Origin of the sequence: Ureibacillus acetophenoni (genome assembly GCF_900220965.1) — a bacterium.
Taxonomy (GTDB): Bacteria; Bacillota; Bacilli; order Bacillales_A; family Planococcaceae; genus Ureibacillus; species Ureibacillus acetophenoni.
This window is the reverse complement of record NZ_OBQC01000001.1, coordinates 500,379-517,188: the sequence shown is the minus strand read 5'-3', so window position 1 is coordinate 517,188 and position 16,810 is coordinate 500,379. Positions and strand designations below refer to the sequence as shown.

The 16,810-nt window shown below is 33.5% G+C and carries 13 protein-coding genes; all 13 read right to left on the bottom strand.

Annotated elements, in window-relative coordinates:
- Window position 1: 1 nt before the first annotated feature.
- Entirely contained in the window at window positions 2-394 is a 393-nt protein-coding gene (flgB, locus tag CRO45_RS02310; protein WP_097148002.1) for a flagellar basal body rod protein FlgB, read from the bottom strand.
- 338 nt (window positions 395-732) lie between these two features.
- Window positions 733-1,512, bottom strand: coding sequence for a GTP-sensing pleiotropic transcriptional regulator CodY (gene codY, locus CRO45_RS02305; protein WP_097148001.1), 780 nt, complete (start codon window positions 1,510-1,512; stop codon window positions 733-735).
- A 55-nt stretch (window positions 1,513-1,567) separates the two neighbouring features.
- Window positions 1,568-2,968 carry an ATP-dependent protease ATPase subunit HslU gene (gene hslU / locus CRO45_RS02300; RefSeq protein WP_097148000.1) on the bottom strand — a complete coding sequence of 467 codons (1,401 nt, stop codon included), beginning with the start codon at window positions 2,966-2,968 and terminating at the stop codon, window positions 1,568-1,570.
- Window positions 2,965-3,513 (bottom strand): ATP-dependent protease subunit HslV, encoded by a 549-nt coding sequence (gene hslV / locus CRO45_RS02295; protein WP_097147999.1) that lies wholly within the window; start codon window positions 3,511-3,513, stop codon window positions 2,965-2,967. Before hslV ends, hslU begins: the two co-directional genes overlap by 4 nt.
- Window positions 3,514-3,555: 42 nt before the next feature.
- Complete coding sequence (xerC, locus tag CRO45_RS02290) at window positions 3,556-4,449, bottom strand: tyrosine recombinase XerC (protein ID WP_408057106.1); 894 nt, start codon at window positions 4,447-4,449, stop codon at window positions 3,556-3,558.
- Between the two features lie 484 nt (window positions 4,450-4,933).
- The gene (gene topA, locus CRO45_RS02285) at window positions 4,934-7,012 is read right to left on the bottom strand and encodes a type I DNA topoisomerase (RefSeq protein WP_097147997.1); all 2,079 of its coding nucleotides are present in this window, start codon (window positions 7,010-7,012) and stop codon (window positions 4,934-4,936) included.
- Between the two features lie 118 nt (window positions 7,013-7,130).
- A complete protein-coding gene (gene dprA, locus CRO45_RS02280; protein ID WP_235864506.1) occupies window positions 7,131-8,024 on the bottom strand; it encodes a DNA-processing protein DprA in 894 nt (297 codons plus the stop codon).
- 154 nt (window positions 8,025-8,178) lie between these two features.
- Window positions 8,179-9,081 carry a succinate--CoA ligase subunit alpha gene (gene sucD / locus CRO45_RS02275; protein WP_097147995.1) on the bottom strand — a complete coding sequence of 301 codons (903 nt, stop codon included), beginning with the start codon at window positions 9,079-9,081 and terminating at the stop codon, window positions 8,179-8,181.
- An 18-nt stretch (window positions 9,082-9,099) separates the two neighbouring features.
- On the bottom strand, window positions 9,100-10,260 hold the full coding sequence (sucC, locus tag CRO45_RS02270) for an ADP-forming succinate--CoA ligase subunit beta (RefSeq protein WP_097147994.1): 1,161 nt from the start codon (window positions 10,258-10,260) through the stop codon (window positions 9,100-9,102).
- Between the two features lie 148 nt (window positions 10,261-10,408).
- Window positions 10,409-10,714, bottom strand: coding sequence for an EscU/YscU/HrcU family type III secretion system export apparatus switch protein (locus tag CRO45_RS02265; RefSeq protein WP_097147993.1), 306 nt, complete (start codon window positions 10,712-10,714; stop codon window positions 10,409-10,411).
- Window positions 10,711-12,606 (bottom strand): hypothetical protein, encoded by a 1,896-nt coding sequence (locus tag CRO45_RS02260; RefSeq protein WP_097147992.1) that lies wholly within the window; start codon window positions 12,604-12,606, stop codon window positions 10,711-10,713. Before CRO45_RS02260 ends, CRO45_RS02265 begins: the two co-directional genes overlap by 4 nt.
- Window positions 12,607-12,617: 11 nt before the next feature.
- Window positions 12,618-13,385, bottom strand: a complete 768-nt coding sequence (locus tag CRO45_RS02255; RefSeq protein WP_097147991.1) for a ribonuclease HII — start codon at window positions 13,383-13,385, stop codon at window positions 12,618-12,620.
- Between the two features lie 182 nt (window positions 13,386-13,567).
- On the bottom strand, window positions 13,568-16,747 hold the full coding sequence (locus tag CRO45_RS02250) for an ATP-binding cassette domain-containing protein (RefSeq protein WP_097147990.1): 3,180 nt from the start codon (window positions 16,745-16,747) through the stop codon (window positions 13,568-13,570).
- Window positions 16,748-16,810 lie beyond the last annotated feature (63 nt).

Genomic DNA, 16,810 nt, shown 5'->3' with positions numbered 1-16,810 from the left:
ATTAACGCCCTCCTTTAATAACAGTGTTTAAAGTGTTAAGCTTCCCGTTTATACGATCAACAAGAGCATTATAGTAGATTGTATTTTGAGCTAATTTTGCTTGCTCTGCATCCATATCTACACCATTTCCGTCGTTTCTATATGTAAAATTTTCATAACTCGATACATTAGATGGTTTGTTTGTAATTTCAAAATCATAATGTCTTATGTCAGTTCGATTAGCTGAAATGAAAGTAGTTTGTTTGTCCTGTAACATTTGTTTAAAACTAACATCTTTCGCTTTGTAATTCGGTGTGTCAACATTCGCTATATTTTGCGCTATCGTTTTATTTTTTAAAGTCGCATATTGCAAACCCTTTTCTAAGCTGTTAATAGTACCTCCAAAAAGATTCAAACGTTTCACCTCTATTAAAAAGTTTACTATTCTATAACAATCTCATCTAATTTTAAATAAGATAAGCAAAAGTGTCTATTACCTTTCGTCACTTTTTAATAGGGCGTCCGAACTATTTTTGACAATATTTTTCGAGAATTATTCACTTTTTTCATTCTGACTCAACTTTATTCGACAGGATAATTTATGTATTGAAAGAAAATAGTATATTATATCAAATATATATCAAGGTATTACGGTATATTAATTGTTAAATAAATGCCATTATTATAGGTCTATAATACCGACAATAAAAAAAGGATTTCATCGAAGCGATGAAATCCTAATATTTAACATATTTATTTCATTTTTATTTCAGCAAGGGCAGTTAAGAACTTATCGTTTAACACTTTAATATATGTCCCTTTCATACCTAGAGAACGTGACTCGATTACACCAGCAGATTCTAATTTACGAAGTGCATTAACAATTACAGATCTAGTTATACCAACACGGTCCGCAATTTTCGAAGCAACTAATAGACCTTCATATCCATCAAGTTCTTCAAAGATGTGTTCAATTGCTTCTAATTCACTATATGATAATGAATTAATCGCCATTTGAACTACTGCTTTACTACGAGCTTCTTCTTCAATTTCCTCTGATTTTTCACGTAAAATTTCCATACCTACTACAGTTGCACCATATTCAGCAAGGATTAGATCATCATCACCAAATTCAGTATCAATATGAGCAAGAATTAATGTTCCTAAACGTTCTCCACCACCATTAATAGGAACAATTGTAGTTAAACCATTTGGGAATAATTCCTTATTCTCAACAGGGAATACTGTATGTTCATTATTAACATCTAAATTTGGAGATGTTTCTGTAATTGTAAATAAGTTTGATGTATATTCTTCAGGGAATTGACGTTCTTCAAACATCTTTTTAATACGTTCGTTTTCAATTTTATGGTGAATTGAAATACCAAGTAATTTACCTTTACGACTTACGATAAATACGTTGCAATCAATAATATCGCCAAGAGTGTCAGCCATTTCCTTAAAGTTTACTGGTTTACCAGCAGATGCTTGTAGCATAGAGTTAATTTTACGTGTTTTACTTAATAAATTCATTTAAATATTTCCTCCTAAAGGGTTCGTATCCTTATTTTGAACATAACTATAACTTTTATAATATAAATTGAGATAAATCTTTATTTTTTGAAATCTCAGCTAATTTTGAATCAACATAAGCTGGTGTAATTTCAATATGACTCGGTCCGATTTCAGACGCTTCAAAGGATAGTTCCTCTAGCAGTCGTTCTAAAATCGTATGAAGTCTTCTTGCTCCGATATTGTCAGTATCCTGATTAACCTGAGTTGCAATTTCTGCAATCCGATCAATTGCATCTTCCGTAAAGTTAATCGTTACACCTTCTGTTTCAAGTAATGCTTTGTATTGTAAGATTAAAGATTGGTCAGGCTCTTTTAATATACGGATAAAGTCTTCTTTTGTTAATTTTTCAAGTTCCACTCGAATTGGGAATCGTCCTTGTAATTCTGGTATTAAGTCACTTGGCTTTGACATATGGAAAGCTCCAGCTGCAATAAACAGAATAAAATCTGTCTTAACAGGGCCATATTTCGTCGTTACTGTCGACCCTTCTACAATCGGTAGAATATCGCGTTGAACACCTTCTCTAGAGACGTCCGCAGAGGAAGATGAACCACGACTTGCAATTTTATCGATTTCATCGATAAAAATGATTCCTGATTGTTCTGCACGATTAATTGCTTCTTGTGCTAATTCGTCAGAATCGATTAACTTATTTGCCTCTTCGATAATAAGAATTCTTCTTGCATCTTTAACTTTCATTTTTCGTTTCTTTTTCTTTTTAGGCATTAAGTTTGAAAGCATATCTTGCATTCCAGAAGAACCCATATCAATGCCCATACCAGGCATCATATCGAACATGGCAGTATTTTGTTCAGTCACTTCCACCGTTACATAAGACTCTTCCAACTTACCAGCTTGTAAATCAGCAGCAATTTGAGAACGCTTTGAACGAATTTCAGTTTCTTCATGGCTCGTATCTTCTTGAACATTATCGTTCCTTTGGCCACCAAATAACATTTCGAAAGGATTTTGTGCCATTTTTTCTTTCCTCATGGATGGAACTAATAACTTCACAATTGCTTCATTCGCCAGTGTTTCAGCTTGATCTTTAACGTTGTTCATCATTTCATCTTTTACTAGACGTCTTGATGCCTCTACTAAATCGCGAACCATCGATTCAACATCTCTACCGACATAACCAACCTCTGTAAACTTCGTAGCCTCTACTTTAATAAAAGGTGCATTTGTAAGTTTTGCAATACGTCTGGCGATTTCTGTTTTACCAACACCAGTTGGACCAATCATTAATATATTTTTAGGGATAATCTCATTTTTCATGTCTTCACTTAATAATGAACGACGAAAACGGTTACGCAGAGCAATCGCAACAGCTCTTTTTGCTTGAGTTTGTCCTACAATATGTCTGTTTAAATGTTCTGTTATTTGTCTAGGCGTCAAATTTTGTACTGTCATTCTTCTAGCGCCTCCACTATTATATTATGGTTTGTATACACACAAATATCTGCAGCGACCGTTAAAGCCGCCTCCGCAATTTCTTTTGCAGTCATATGATCACCAGCGTGTCTTTTTAATGCTCTTCCTGCTGATAACGCATAATTACCACCTGACCCAATTGCCAATATTCCATCATCAGGTTCAATGACTTCACCAGTCCCTGAGATTAAAAGTAACGTATTTTTATCCATAACTAATAATAACGCTTCCAGTTGACGCAACATTTTATCTCCGCGCCATTGTTTTGCAACTTCTACCGCTGCTCTTTGTAAGTTTCCATTGTATTCATTTAATTTCGCTTCAAACATCTCAAAGAGTGTAAAAGCATCTGCAACAGAACCAGCAAAGCCAGCTAAAACTTTACCTTGATATAATCTTCTAACTTTTCTAGCTGTATGTTTCATAACAACAGCATTGCCTAGTGTTACTTGGCCATCACCAGCCATCGCACACTTTCCATTATGGTGAATAGCAAATATCGTTGTTGCATGATATTGTCCCATAAATTGTCCTCCTAATTGAAGTAATAACCTTTACTAAAGAAGTTAAGCTCTTGGGTGAGCATTCATATACGTATTTCGAAGATGTTCTTTTGTTACATGCGTATATACTTGTGTTGAAGAAAGATTTGCATGTCCTAATAATTCTTGGACAGTTCTTAAATCAGCACCGTTATTTAAGAGATGAGTAGCAAAAGTATGTCTTAGCATATGTGGGTAAATTTTCGTTTTCAAAGATGCCTTTTCAATCATCTCATTTAATATATAACGAACACCACCCGAAGTAAGTTCGCCACCTCGCATATTAACAAACAAACGATTATGTTTTTTGTTTTTCATCATTTGAGGCCTAGCTTCATTTATATATTTTAATAATGCATCTTGCGCATAATACCCAAATGGTACTATTCGTTCCTTGCGTCCTTTACCCATGACTCTTAGAATAGAATAATTTAAATCAATATCCCCTAATTCAATAGACGTGCATTCACTTACGCGAATACCTGTAGCATAAAGCAATTCAAGTAAAGCGATATTTCGAATTGACTTCAAATCATCGCCTACATTTTCTTCAAATAGTTTTGTAATCTCTTCTTCATAAAAAAAGTTCGGTAATCTTTTCTCTTTTTTGGGATGGTAGAGCGAAGAAAATGGCGCGTCATCCAAATTAAATTCCCGATTTAAGAAGCGAAAAAATGAACGAATGGAGGATATTTTTCTAGATATTGAAGTTCTTGCTTTCTTTTCATCATACAATTTTGTTACATACAATCTAGCATGAAGATACTCTACATCATTTAAATCTGAAATTCCCTCAGCCTGACAAAAATCAAGGAACTCATTTAAATCATATTGGTATTCTTTAACAGTATGTATCGAAAAATTCCTTTCTAACTGTATATATCGAATAAATTGTTCCAAGCTCTCTTGAATCTTAATCGCCAATACGAATCACCTCCATGTTAACAAACCTATTAGCGAAGATTCAGTCAATGATGGGCGATTGTTTTTTCTGACGTTATTACTTATTGATATATTCATAGCAGAACATAAATCATTGAAGAGAACGCTATTTTTTATATTCCATTAATTCTATTAGAATCAATGCTTCAAATTACCAAGATCTATTCGGTTAAAACTCCAAATATGACACTAACCTTATCTCACCAATTAATCAAGCAAAAAATACATAATAAATTGTTAAAAATACGTAAACGTTAACAATTTAGAAAAGATTAGCTAATTATTGAAATGTATACAAAAATTAAAGCCTCTAAATTATAACAATTTTTAGAGGCCAAAATCAAATATATTGTTTGAGAATTCACAAAATTATGAATCATTACTACAATTCGTTCATTTTTTGTTAACAAGTATTAATTTACATAGCTTTCACCATGTTCAGAACTTGACTTTAGTACATCTACTGGACCGGGCTTTCCTCATAGTCACATTTTGTACATTGGATTTGAATACCTTTTTTCAATTTCTTCTCTATTAATAATGAACTACATTTTGGACAAGGTCTACTAATTGGCTTGTCCCATGAAACGAACTCACATTCTGGATAATTATTACATCCGTAGAACGTTCGTTTTGTTTTACTTTTTCGCTCAACGATTTCTCCGTTTTCACAACTTGGACACTTTACCCCAATAAGTTTTAATATCGCTTTTGTATTTCGGCAATCAGGGAAATTAGAACATGCCATAAACTTACCAAAACGACCTAATTTATAAACCATTGGAGCACCACAGTTTTCACAGTCCTCACCAGCTGGTTCATCTTTTATTTCGATTTTTTCCATCGTTTCTTCTGCATGTTTTAAATATTTTTCAAAGTCTTGGTAAAACTCATCAATAATTTTTACCCAATTTGATTGCCCTTCCTCGATCTTATCGAGGTCTTGTTCCATTTTAGCTGTAAATTCTATATTAATAATTTCTGGGAAAAATTCACTCATTAATTGATGAACAATTTCACCCAATTCAGTTGGTACAAAACGTTTCGTATCTAATTGCACGTAGCCTCTTTTTTGAATTACATCCAGGGTCGGTGCATAAGTAGAAGGACGACCAATACCTAATTCCTCCAGCTCTTTTACTAAACGCGCTTCAGTATAGCGTGGTGGTGGCTGTGTGAAATGTTGGTTTGGAGTAATTTCTAAATTTTTAATTTTTTCTCCAATTTCCATTTCAGGCAATAGTTTTGTTGATTCTTCTGTTTGATCATCTGTTCCTTCAATATATAATTTCATGAACCCTGGGAATTTCACTTGAGATCCGTTCGCACGGAAAACGATTCCAGAATTCACAAGATCAACAGAGACAGTATCTAAAATTGCTGGGGCCATTTGGCTAGCAACGAATCGATCCCAAATAAGTCGATATAGTCTTAATTGGTCACGGCTTAGAACTTCTTTTAATGATTCAGGTGTTCGATGTACGCTAGTAGGTCGAATCGCTTCATGGGCATCTTGAGCATTTGTTGATTTTTTTGCTTTTTTCCCTTCACCAATTGCATACTCTTTTCCATATTTCTCAAGAATATATTCATAGCTTTCAGTTTTTGCTGTTTCAGAGATACGAGTTGAATCTGTACGCATATACGTAATTAATCCGACAGTACCTTCTTTTTTACCTATGTCAATACCTTCATACAGTTGTTGTGCCAGCATCATCGTCTTCTTCGCTCGGAAGTTCAATTTTCTAGCAGCTTCTTGTTGTAGTGAAGATGTTGTAAAGGCTGGCGATGCGTTACGCTTACGTTCTCTTTTTACTACATTTGTAACCGTAAACTCGTCACCTTTTAAACTCTTTAACACTTCATTTACTTGATCTTCATTTGTTAATTTAACTTTTTCTTTTTCTGTTCCATAAAAAACAGAGTCAAATGTCTTTTTACCTTTTTCAAAAGTAGCGTCAATTGACCAGTATTCTTCAGGAACGAAATTTTTAATCTCGTTTTCTCGATCGATGATTAAACGCATCGTTACAGATTGTACTCTACCTGCCGATAACCCTTTTTTCACTTTTTTCCATAAAAGTGGACTAATGTTATAACCTACAAGTCGATCTAAAATACGACGTGCTTGTTGTGCATCTACTAAATCCATATTTATCGCTCTAGGATTTTTAAAAGATTCTAGTATTGCATCTTTTGTAATTTCATTAAAAACAACACGACATTCAGAGTCTAAATCAATATTTAAAGCTTGAGCTAGGTGCCATGCAATTGCTTCACCTTCACGATCGGGGTCGGCTGCGAGGTATACTTTCTTTGCTTTTTTTGCAGCAGTTTTCAACTCTTGTAAAACTGGACCCTTACCACGAATCGTAATGTATTTCGGTGTATAGTTATTTTCTACATCGATTCCAGTCGTACTACGTGGTAAATCACGAACATGCCCAATGGACGCTTTAACTTTATATTTTTTCCCTAAATATCTTTCAATGGTTTTTGCTTTTGCTGGTGATTCTACTATCACTAAATAATCTGCCATCTATTCATCCCCCTATAGAGGTTACTTTGGTAATAATCTGTTTAAGTTAAATTTTATATTTGAAAATGAATACCTGTTGCAAAATGTATAACAGATTGAAAGATATTGCAACTTTTTTTCAATATTTACCCAAAAACATTTTTCTTTCCTCTATGATTTGATAGCCATTCCATATTGGAATAGCACCATCTTTTAATAGTTGATTTGTCCCTTTCGATTGCTCCGAATTTATCGGTCCAGGGACTACAAATATATCTTTTCCATGATCGAGTGCATGGTCTGTCGTTATTAATGTACCACTCGAAAGTGCAGCCTCTGTTACTACAATCGCTTCACTAATACCGCTAATAATACGATTTCTCATTGGAAATTGCCATTTTCGTGGCCCAACATAAGGTGGATATTCTGTAATTAATAAATGTTTTTCAGCCATTTTTAGTGCTAATGAACGATTTTCTTTCGGATATATATGAAAAAACCCGTTTCCTAACACACCAATAGTCTTACCACCATAATGAATTGCAGATGAATGAGCTAAACTATCTGCTCCTTTAGCAAGACCACTAACAATGACATAGTCATTTTCCACAAGTGGTGGAACAATTAAATCTAACGCCATTGAAGTATAATTTGTTGCATTTCTTGATCCAATAATTGCTATCTTATTATTTTCTTGTAAAAAGGATACATCACCCTTTGCATATAATACAGTTGGTGGATCGATTAGTTTGAGTAGTTCTTTTGGATAGTACGGATTATTAAAAGGAATCGGAATAATCCTTTCGGAATTATATGCATCTAGTAAATTAACTTTCAACATTTTTATAAATTCCTGTAAAATAATTTCTGATTTACTCAGCGGAATTTGTAATATATTAGCTAATTTTGTTGGGGAAGTTGTCGATAAATGAGTTATTGAACCAATGGAGTGAATGAGTTTTGAGTAAGCTTTGAAAGTAAGAGGATAAACATAATGCAAGGCTAGTAATTCATGAATTGGTTGTTCATGCAATTTACAATCACCTCTCATATTTAAATAGAAGAAACTCAAATTATTAAATAGACCGCACAAAATGAATTGGTATTTTTAAAAGAAGGGGCTGTCTAGAGTAAAAGTTTCCAGACAGCCTTTTTTAATTTTTCATTAGTGTTACTATTATTACACATTAATGTGTTTTACATTTTTCGTATAGACCTTTTTCTTTTAAAACTTTAATTAATGTTTCACCAATTACTGATGGAGTTGGAGCAACTTCAATTCCTGCTTCGTTCATTGCTTTAATTTTCTCACTCGCAGTACCTTTACCACCAGAAATAATAGCTCCAGCATGTCCCATTCGTTTTCCTGGAGGTGCTGTTTGTCCGCCGATGAATCCTACAACTGGTTTTGTCATATTTGCTTTAATCCATTCAGCTGCTTCTTCTTCAGCAGTACCACCGATTTCACCAATCATAACAACTGCATACGTTTCTGGATCGTTATTAAACTCCGATAATACGTCGATAAAATTCGTACCGTTTACTGGGTCTCCACCAATTCCAACAGCTGTAGTTTGACCGATACCAGCTTGAGATAATTGATGAACAGCTTCATACGTTAAAGTTCCTGAACGTGATACTACACCTACATGACCTTTTGTATGAATATACCCAGGCATAATTCCAATTTTACATTCATCAGCTGTAATTACTCCTGGACAGTTCGGACCTACTAAACGAGTCTTTTTACCTTCCATATATCGTTTTACTTTGACCATATCTAAAACTGGTATATGCTCAGTAATACAAATTGTTAAATCTAATTCAGCATCAACGGCTTCGATAATTGCGTCTGCTGCAAATGGGGCAGGTACGTAAATAACTGAAACATTCGCACCAGTTTCATTTACCGCGTCTTGAACTGTATTAAAAACAGGAACACCTTCTACAGTTTGTCCACCTTTTCCAGGTGTAACGCCTGCCACAATCTTTGTACCGTATTCTAACATTTGTTTCGTATGGAATAGAGCTGTTTCCCCTGTAATCCCTTGAACAATTACTTTAGTATCTGCATTAATATAAACACCCATGATTCTCCCTGCCTTCCATTAACCTACTAATTCGACAATTTTCTGGGCTCCATCTGCCATGGAATCCGCAGCAACGATATTTAATCCTGAAGCATTTAGCAATTCTTTACCACGATCAACGTTTGTACCTTCTAATCGAACAACTAATGGTACGTTTAGTCCTACTTGTTTTGCTGCAACAATAACACCTTCAGCAATAATGTCACATTTCATAATACCTCCGAAGATATTTACAAAAATGCCTTTTACATTTGGATCAGATAGAATAATTTTAAACGCTTCTGTTACTTTTTCCGTTGTTGCACCGCCCCCAACGTCAAGGAAGTTAGCAGGTTGACCGCCATAGTAACTAATTGTGTCCATTGTAGCCATAGCTAGTCCAGCACCATTTACCATACAGCCAATATTTCCATCAAGGGAAATATAACTTAAATCATATTTAGATGCTTCGATTTCTTTTGGATCTTCTTCATCAAAGTCTCTTAATTCAACAATATCTTTGTGTCGATATAGTGCGTTTCCGTCAAAATTAAATTTCGCATCTAACGCAACAACATCATCGTTACCTGTTACTACTAATGGATTAATTTCAAGAATTGACGCATCTTTGTCAACAAATGCATTATATAACCCTAGCATTAACTTAGCTGCTTTATTTACTAATTTTGCTGGAATATTCATATTAAATGCCATGCGACGAGCTTGGTATGGTAATAAGCCCGTTACAGGATCAATTACTTCTTTAAAAATCTTTTCAGGGTTTGTTTCAGCAACTTCTTCGATATCCATACCGCCCTCTTCTGAGCCCATTAATGTTACTCTTGAAGTTGCTCTATCTAAAACAAAACTTAAATAATATTCTTTTTTTATGTCTGATCCTTCTTCAATATATAATCTTTTTACTTCTTTACCTTCTGGACCAGTTTGGTGAGTTACAAGTATTTTTCCTAGTAATTCTTTTGCGTAAGTTCTAACTTCATCTAAATTTTTTGCAATTTTAACACCGCCAGCTTTACCCCTACCACCAGCGTGAATTTGCGCTTTGACTACGGTTACATTTGAACCTAGTTCTTTCGCTACTTTAACTGCTTCTTCCGGAGAAAAAGCTACACTCCCTTTAGGAACAGAAACTCCATACTTTCTAAGAATTTCCTTCCCTTGATATTCGTGGATATTCATCCTGCATCCTCCAATCAATCATCTGGAAATAAAATTTATTACCATTATTATTTTATACAAACAACATGATAATGTCTACGTTTGTTGTTTTCGACAACTTACATCTCTATTTTGCGCTATTTTTCTACTTAATGTAAATAGTAGAATATTAAATTTTAATATTTTTTTTTACTTTAAGTGCACTATGTTGTTCATCCAATCTGTAAATAAAGGCAAAAACTTCCGCTACTGCTTCATATAAATCCTCTGGTATCGCATCATTTAAATCTAGCTGGCTCATTAGTTCAACTAGGTTAGAATCTTCATAAATGGGAATATCATTCAAATTAGCATTCTCTAAAATATTCTCTGCTATTTTTCCTTTTCCTTTAGCAATTACTTTCGGGCTATTATACTCATTCGGATTATAAGAAAGTGCAATAGCTTCTTTTCGTCTATACGTTTTCTCATTCATACCCGAATATCAACTCCATTAAATTTTGACCCTTCTATCTGTTCTTGCCTAGAATTTTTTACAGTAGATTCGTTCGCAGTTTTGCCAAATGTTTTATAGAAAATTCCTGACAAATAATACCCTTTTTCAGACAATTTTTGTTTCAGTACGTTTTGATAGACTTCAGCAATCGTTTGTAAATTATTATTTTCATTAAATAAAGTAATCGACACAATTCGATTTTGTACTTGCATATCTACTACTGTTTCTTTTAATGATTCCATATCCAAATAAAATAATATTCTTGCATAATCAGAGTCAATTTTGCCATTATCATTCATCTTTGCATTCCATTGTAATGTTGCATCCATTGATTTACCGAAAAATTGTAATGGAATTTGCATAATGAGTTGATGCTGATGTCCATTTTCTCCTGACAATAGTTGCATCCCGTTCATTCTTGCTAGTAATATTTCCGCAGAATCCTTTAATGGAGAAACAGCCCCCTCTTTTATTAGTGATAAAAGATTTGGCTTTAATTGATCGGATATTTGCTCAATCTCTTCAATACTTTTATTGAGAGCTATTTCATAATTAACGCCTAGACTTTTTAAAACATTTTTTATCGCAAGTTGTACCGTATAACCATCGAGAGTCGATTTTAATTGTTGCTCAACTTTTTCGTTTAGACTTTGAATTTGAGGTTGTGTAGACTCATTTACAACTTTAGCAACATTCGACAATAGTTTTAATTCGTTTGACATACTATCTTCGTTAACAAGTGATAATAATTGACTAATTGCAGTTGATCCATTTGAATTTTGTGCAATTGATTGGTTCGTAATATTACTCGAATAAGCTCTTAATAATAAATCATTCAATTGCATTGAAAATTGTTGAATTGTTTGTGTTGTTTTTGGCATATTTTCAAATCGATTGATGAATGAAGTAAGCTCGCTCTTTTGTGATGGATTTAAATTTTGCTCATTTTGTATCCATAGTTTTACTTGATTAATTAGATTGGGCGCATTTTTTTCATCCATAATTTGTATCGCTTGAACGACATTTCTAGCCGAATGAAGTATTTGACCATCGTTATGTTTAGCTTGATGTAGGGTAGACTCCGACCAATTTGAAAGAGTTGCTTGCTTCGGAATGACAGATGCTTCTTTTAATAAATTTAGAGTAAATAATTTATTTGCAATAGGTTCTGTTTCACTAAATAACGTTTGGATAGCCCTTGCAATAACAAGACCACCTTTCATAGAATCTAGTGGTTTTGAAATATTATTTAAATTTTCTAAGATTGCTGATTTTGTTTTGTCAGAGATCGACGAATCTTTCAATTGCTGAGTAAAAGTTGCTAACTCTTGTGACATACCATTTGTTTTAGATCCATGTAAAACAGCCTGAAATATTTCTTTTGTTAATGGCATATTCGATTCAATTATTTTTTGTATAGCTAGAATAGCATCCTTTTTTGAAAGACTATCAACCATATTTAATAAGTTTTGAGCTAATTGAAACTGCTCCTTTGTTATTGGAACTTGTTCTTTAATGAAATGAGCTGCAAGTTGCATCATATTTGCAGTTTTGGGTAAGTTCATCGAATCTAAAAGTTGCTGAATCTGTTGTTTCATCGAATCAGAAGCGTTCATTGGCCCTGTAACGACTTTTAGTTCTGTTTGGGGAGAAATACTAGTCACTTGTAAAAAGTGTGAATCTCCGGCTTTTAAAGGGGTTTCTAGCTTTGCTAAAAACTTATGTCCGCCAACTTGAACTTCTGCAATTTGATCTGGGTATAGTTTTTTAACTGTCCCATGGAGAACTTGACCTTGTTTCAAAGTTAAAGGTTGATTTTGGGTTTTATTTGATTGTTGTATTTGAATTGGAGTTAATGAAGTGAAACTCATCATCTCACCCTTTACTTTATAATCATAGATTTTATTGGCTCAAAGCTTTTACGGTGATGAACAGTCGGTCCAAACTTTTCAATTGCTTCTAAATGTTGTTTTGTACCATAACCTGCATGTTGGTCAAAACCGTATTGTGGATATTCATTATGTAATTGTTCCATATACTCATCACGCGCATGCTTTGCTAGTATGGACGCCGCTGCAATTGCTAAACTTTTAGCATCACCTTTAATGATTGAGCTTTGTGGAATATCGATCGAGATTTCCATAGCGTCCAATAGACAGTAGTCTGGTTTAATATGTAATGTTTGTACACTTTCTTTCATCGATTGCTTTGTCGCTTCGTATATGTTTAGTTCATCAATTGCTTCAACACTTTGAAAATGAATAGAGTAGGATAGAGCATGTTGTTTAATCGTTTCTGCAAATTTAGCTCTTTGCATTTTAGTTAATTGCTTCGAATCATTTATACCAAACAACGCTTCACAATCTTCTGGTAATATGACCGCAGCCGTTACTACTGGACCGGCTAAAGGACCGCGCCCCGCTTCATCAACTCCAGCAATATTAGCCCCTTCAAAAGGTTTATAAGACTTATCAAAGTGGATTTTCATTTGATGTTCTTCTATTAGTTTTTGTTGTTTTTCATATCGATTTAGCCACGATGTCCAAGCTTTTTGAACTCCAGCTCTTTCATCAACTTTAATATCTTCCATCCATTTTTCATATTGGTCTGTCTGTTGTAAATCTATCGTTATTTCTTTTACCGTCTTCATGTGTACACTTCCTTTATTTCTTACACTTTATATCGACAGAATAGGATTCAATTCTATTAAAATCATAAAATTGTTGTCGATAATAATAAATTTAAAAATATATGATAATTAATTATTAAATTGTAACCTACAAATTCAAAATGAAAAACCCAATTACAACTTGGTAATTGAGTTTCACACTACTATTTTTTATTATTGCGCTCAAGGCACTCGTAAACTGCCATCATATCTTGCTTATTTAATTCGCGAATACGGCTAAAAATCGGAATATTACTCACTTCATCTGTTGTTAAACTTTCATCGATAACATCGCTTACCGTTCCAGTTAACCATGTTTTTACTTGTATTCCTTCGACAGTTACTTTTTGACCGTCATCATTTAAACCTGTCTCATTACAACTTACACATGGAATCGTTAATTTATAAACTCCGTCGTGTAAATTATCTTCTGATATAACCTTTTTTCCTTTACAGAATGGACACGGATTAGTTTTTCTAATTTTATTTATTTCGGTAACTAACTTTTTATATCCGAACGCTTCATATACATAAGTTAGTTTTTTATATTTTCCATTAGTGAAGTATTTATCTATGATCGCTTCCCTAGTCTCGTTAATATTCGGGAAGTCACAGATTGTCACTAAATTGTTTTTGCCAATCGATTCGATTGAATCTTTTATTGAATCCCAGAACGGATTTACATTTTGTAACACAATTTCATATCCACTAAAACTTGCTTGTTCTATTTCGAATAGTTTAAGTGCCACTTGTGTTTCTCTAGGTAATAGTGAAATTTCCTCTGTTAGAATCATCTCTCCACCAACAATTGATTTCAGCTTAAGGAGTACCGGTAAATCACCTACAATTTCTATCACTTCATCAATGGGCTTATTAATGATTTCACGTATATCTATATCACCAAAATTTAGTGATTTACGATGATTTAACACTGTACCCTCACAGATTGGACATTCAATCAACTCTTTTGAAGCTTTCATTTGTTCTTTTATTTCTGATTTTGAAATGACCATGTACATTCCTAGAATTGTATTAAATCCTACCCAAGTTCTACGTGCTTTACTATTTTTATCATAAAACGAATGATCAAAATATCCGTACCAGAAAACATGCTTTTCATCATCTGTCATATCATTGTAGCTTTTCGTGAAGTCATATCCAAGTTCGTTCTTAATTTCTTCAAAAATAAACTCTAATTTTGAGTATTGATAATACTTTAATACATCCATAACATCTTGATAGAACATTCCATCCCAAAACGGAACATTTTTGTCTTGTATTACTAGTTCTTTATCAAACACTTCAATTTTACGACGTCCTGAACAAGATGGACAGTGATTGTCCTGAGCATAAAAATCAAAGCTTCTAGTATCCTTATTCGTTGGGTGTGCTGCAATGATATGATTAATAACGCCTCCCACTTCAAAAAGGAAACTATATTGACTATATAGATGTCTTTCAAGGTCAATGGCTATAACAGGTGCGATTTTGTTTGAGTCATATTCACTACCATAAATTAAACGAGCCATTGATGATAAGCTTTTTAAAATCCCGCCTTTGTAAACTTGTTCTGCCTTTTTAAAATAATCAATTTGATTTTCTTTTAAAAACGATAGGCCATTTTGCAATTTCAACTTTGAGGCAATTGTAGTTGGTTGACTAGCTTGTACCTTATTGCTATCCGCAAAGTAATTTCGATGACTTACAACTTCTAATTGTGTAACAGGTTCTTCTTTCCTTTTCCCAAAGTCAACAATGTAATCGGAACTTTCCATCATATAGTCATTATGTTCAATCATAATAATCGATACAGAGTCATCTTCTAAAATTCCTCGAATACTATCGATAAATTGATTTAATATATTTTGCGACAATCCTTTTGATGGTTCATCAAAGATGAAGAGTGTATGTGGGTTTTTAGATTTTATGAACAACTCTGAAACTAAATGGACACATTGAAATTCACCCGTGGATAATGTTTGAGTTTTCCTATTTAAAGTTAAATAACCCAGTCCTAGTTTAATCAATAAACTTAAACGTTTATGGGCAATTTCTTCATTTGGAAGTTCATCAATAATATCTTCAATAGAACGATCGAAAATATCTTCCACTGTTTCGCTATATTTCGTAATCCTCTTTTTAATATCTAAAAATGTTGCAACCGTTGAACGACTCGTAATTGATTGGTTTCGATCCTGACCAACCATGACAAGCTTGTCTTTTTTATATTTTTTGGGGAATTCTTTAGCAATACATTCGTTTACAAGTGTAGATTTTCCACTACCAGACTCTCCGGTGATTGTTACTAGTCGATTTTTTGGGATTTTCAACTCATCGATTTGGATATTTCGGCTTGCTAAATTATTAAATTGATAATAATCTGTTGGCTCATCTTCATTTAATTCTAAATAGATTGGTTTTGGACGTGGGGATTCATCAACAATTTTCCCGCCATATTTACCACTGCCTGGTCCAAAGAATACTTTGGATTCAGTACTATTAAGAACTGTATCTGAATGGTCAATTAACCATATTTGATTTTGATATCCTAACTTTCTTATTTGTTCTAAAATTTTTAGTAATGTAACCTTATCAATACCTACTGATATTTCATCAATAATAATGACCGTATTCTCACTTATTGACATAAATTCAGCTAAGTAAAGTCGAGTTAACTCTCCACCAGACAAAGTCCCCATAATACGATCTATCGTTAAATAGCCAATATTCATATTAATAATATTTTGAAGGATATGCTGTTTTTGCTCGCTAATTTCTAATTGCTCACTAAGTGAAAGTACTTTTTCAATACTTAAATTATTTATGTCAGCGATATTATGTGGTTTATCCAATAAATTGAGTGTATATTGGAGTGTTTCTTCGTTATATCGAAGTCCATTACATTTAGTACATTCTTTATTACTGTTTGTACCTCTACCCTTACATTTAGGACACCAGCCGAGTTCATTATTAAATGAGAATACTTCCGGTGAAAGATTATATTGTTGTGCAATTTTTTGTCGGATTTCTGTAAAAACGCCAGTATGCGTCCCTATAGTTGAACGTGGATTTGAAGAAATGGAAGATTTTCCGAGGAAAAGGACTAATGGCATTTCTTCCATATGAATGGCACTGAAGTTTGTTTCCATAATAGTTGGAAATAAATATTGATATTCTGCTTTTGGCAATAAGGAGACGAGTCTTTTTTTCGATTCTTCACCAATTGTTTGGCAAAATGTTGTTTTACCAGAACCCGATAAACCAGCAATTCCTAACGATTGGTCTGTTGGAAGCATTGTATCTAATTTGTTAATATTGTTCGCAATTAATTGATTAATTTTCAAATAATTTCTCCTCCTTATTAATGCCATTTACGTATTGAAAGAAGCTGTTTAGAAAGTAACACT

Excerpts from the sequence above, each read along its gene's own strand:
- codY (WP_097148001.1), bottom strand. The coding sequence starts at position 1,512 with ATGAATTTATTAAGTAAAACACGTAAAATTAACTCTATGCTACAAGCA.
- topA (WP_097147997.1), bottom strand. The coding sequence starts at position 7,012 with ATGGCAGATTATTTAGTGATAGTAGAATCACCAGCAAAAGCAAAAACC.
- CRO45_RS02265 (WP_097147993.1), bottom strand. The coding sequence starts at position 10,714 with ATGAATGAGAAAACGTATAGACGAAAAGAAGCTATTGCACTTTCTTAT.
- hslV (WP_097147999.1), bottom strand. The coding sequence starts at position 3,513 with ATGGGACAATATCATGCAACAACGATATTTGCTATTCACCATAATGGA.
- sucC (WP_097147994.1), bottom strand. The coding sequence starts at position 10,260 with ATGAATATCCACGAATATCAAGGGAAGGAAATTCTTAGAAAGTATGGA.
- CRO45_RS02255 (WP_097147991.1), bottom strand. The coding sequence starts at position 13,385 with ATGAAGACGGTAAAAGAAATAACGATAGATTTACAACAGACAGACCAA.
- hslU (WP_097148000.1), bottom strand. The coding sequence starts at position 2,968 with ATGACAGTACAAAATTTGACGCCTAGACAAATAACAGAACATTTAAAC.
- sucD (WP_097147995.1), bottom strand. The coding sequence starts at position 9,081 with ATGGGTGTTTATATTAATGCAGATACTAAAGTAATTGTTCAAGGGATT.
- CRO45_RS02260 (WP_097147992.1), bottom strand. The coding sequence starts at position 12,606 with ATGAGTTTCACTTCATTAACTCCAATTCAAATACAACAATCAAATAAA.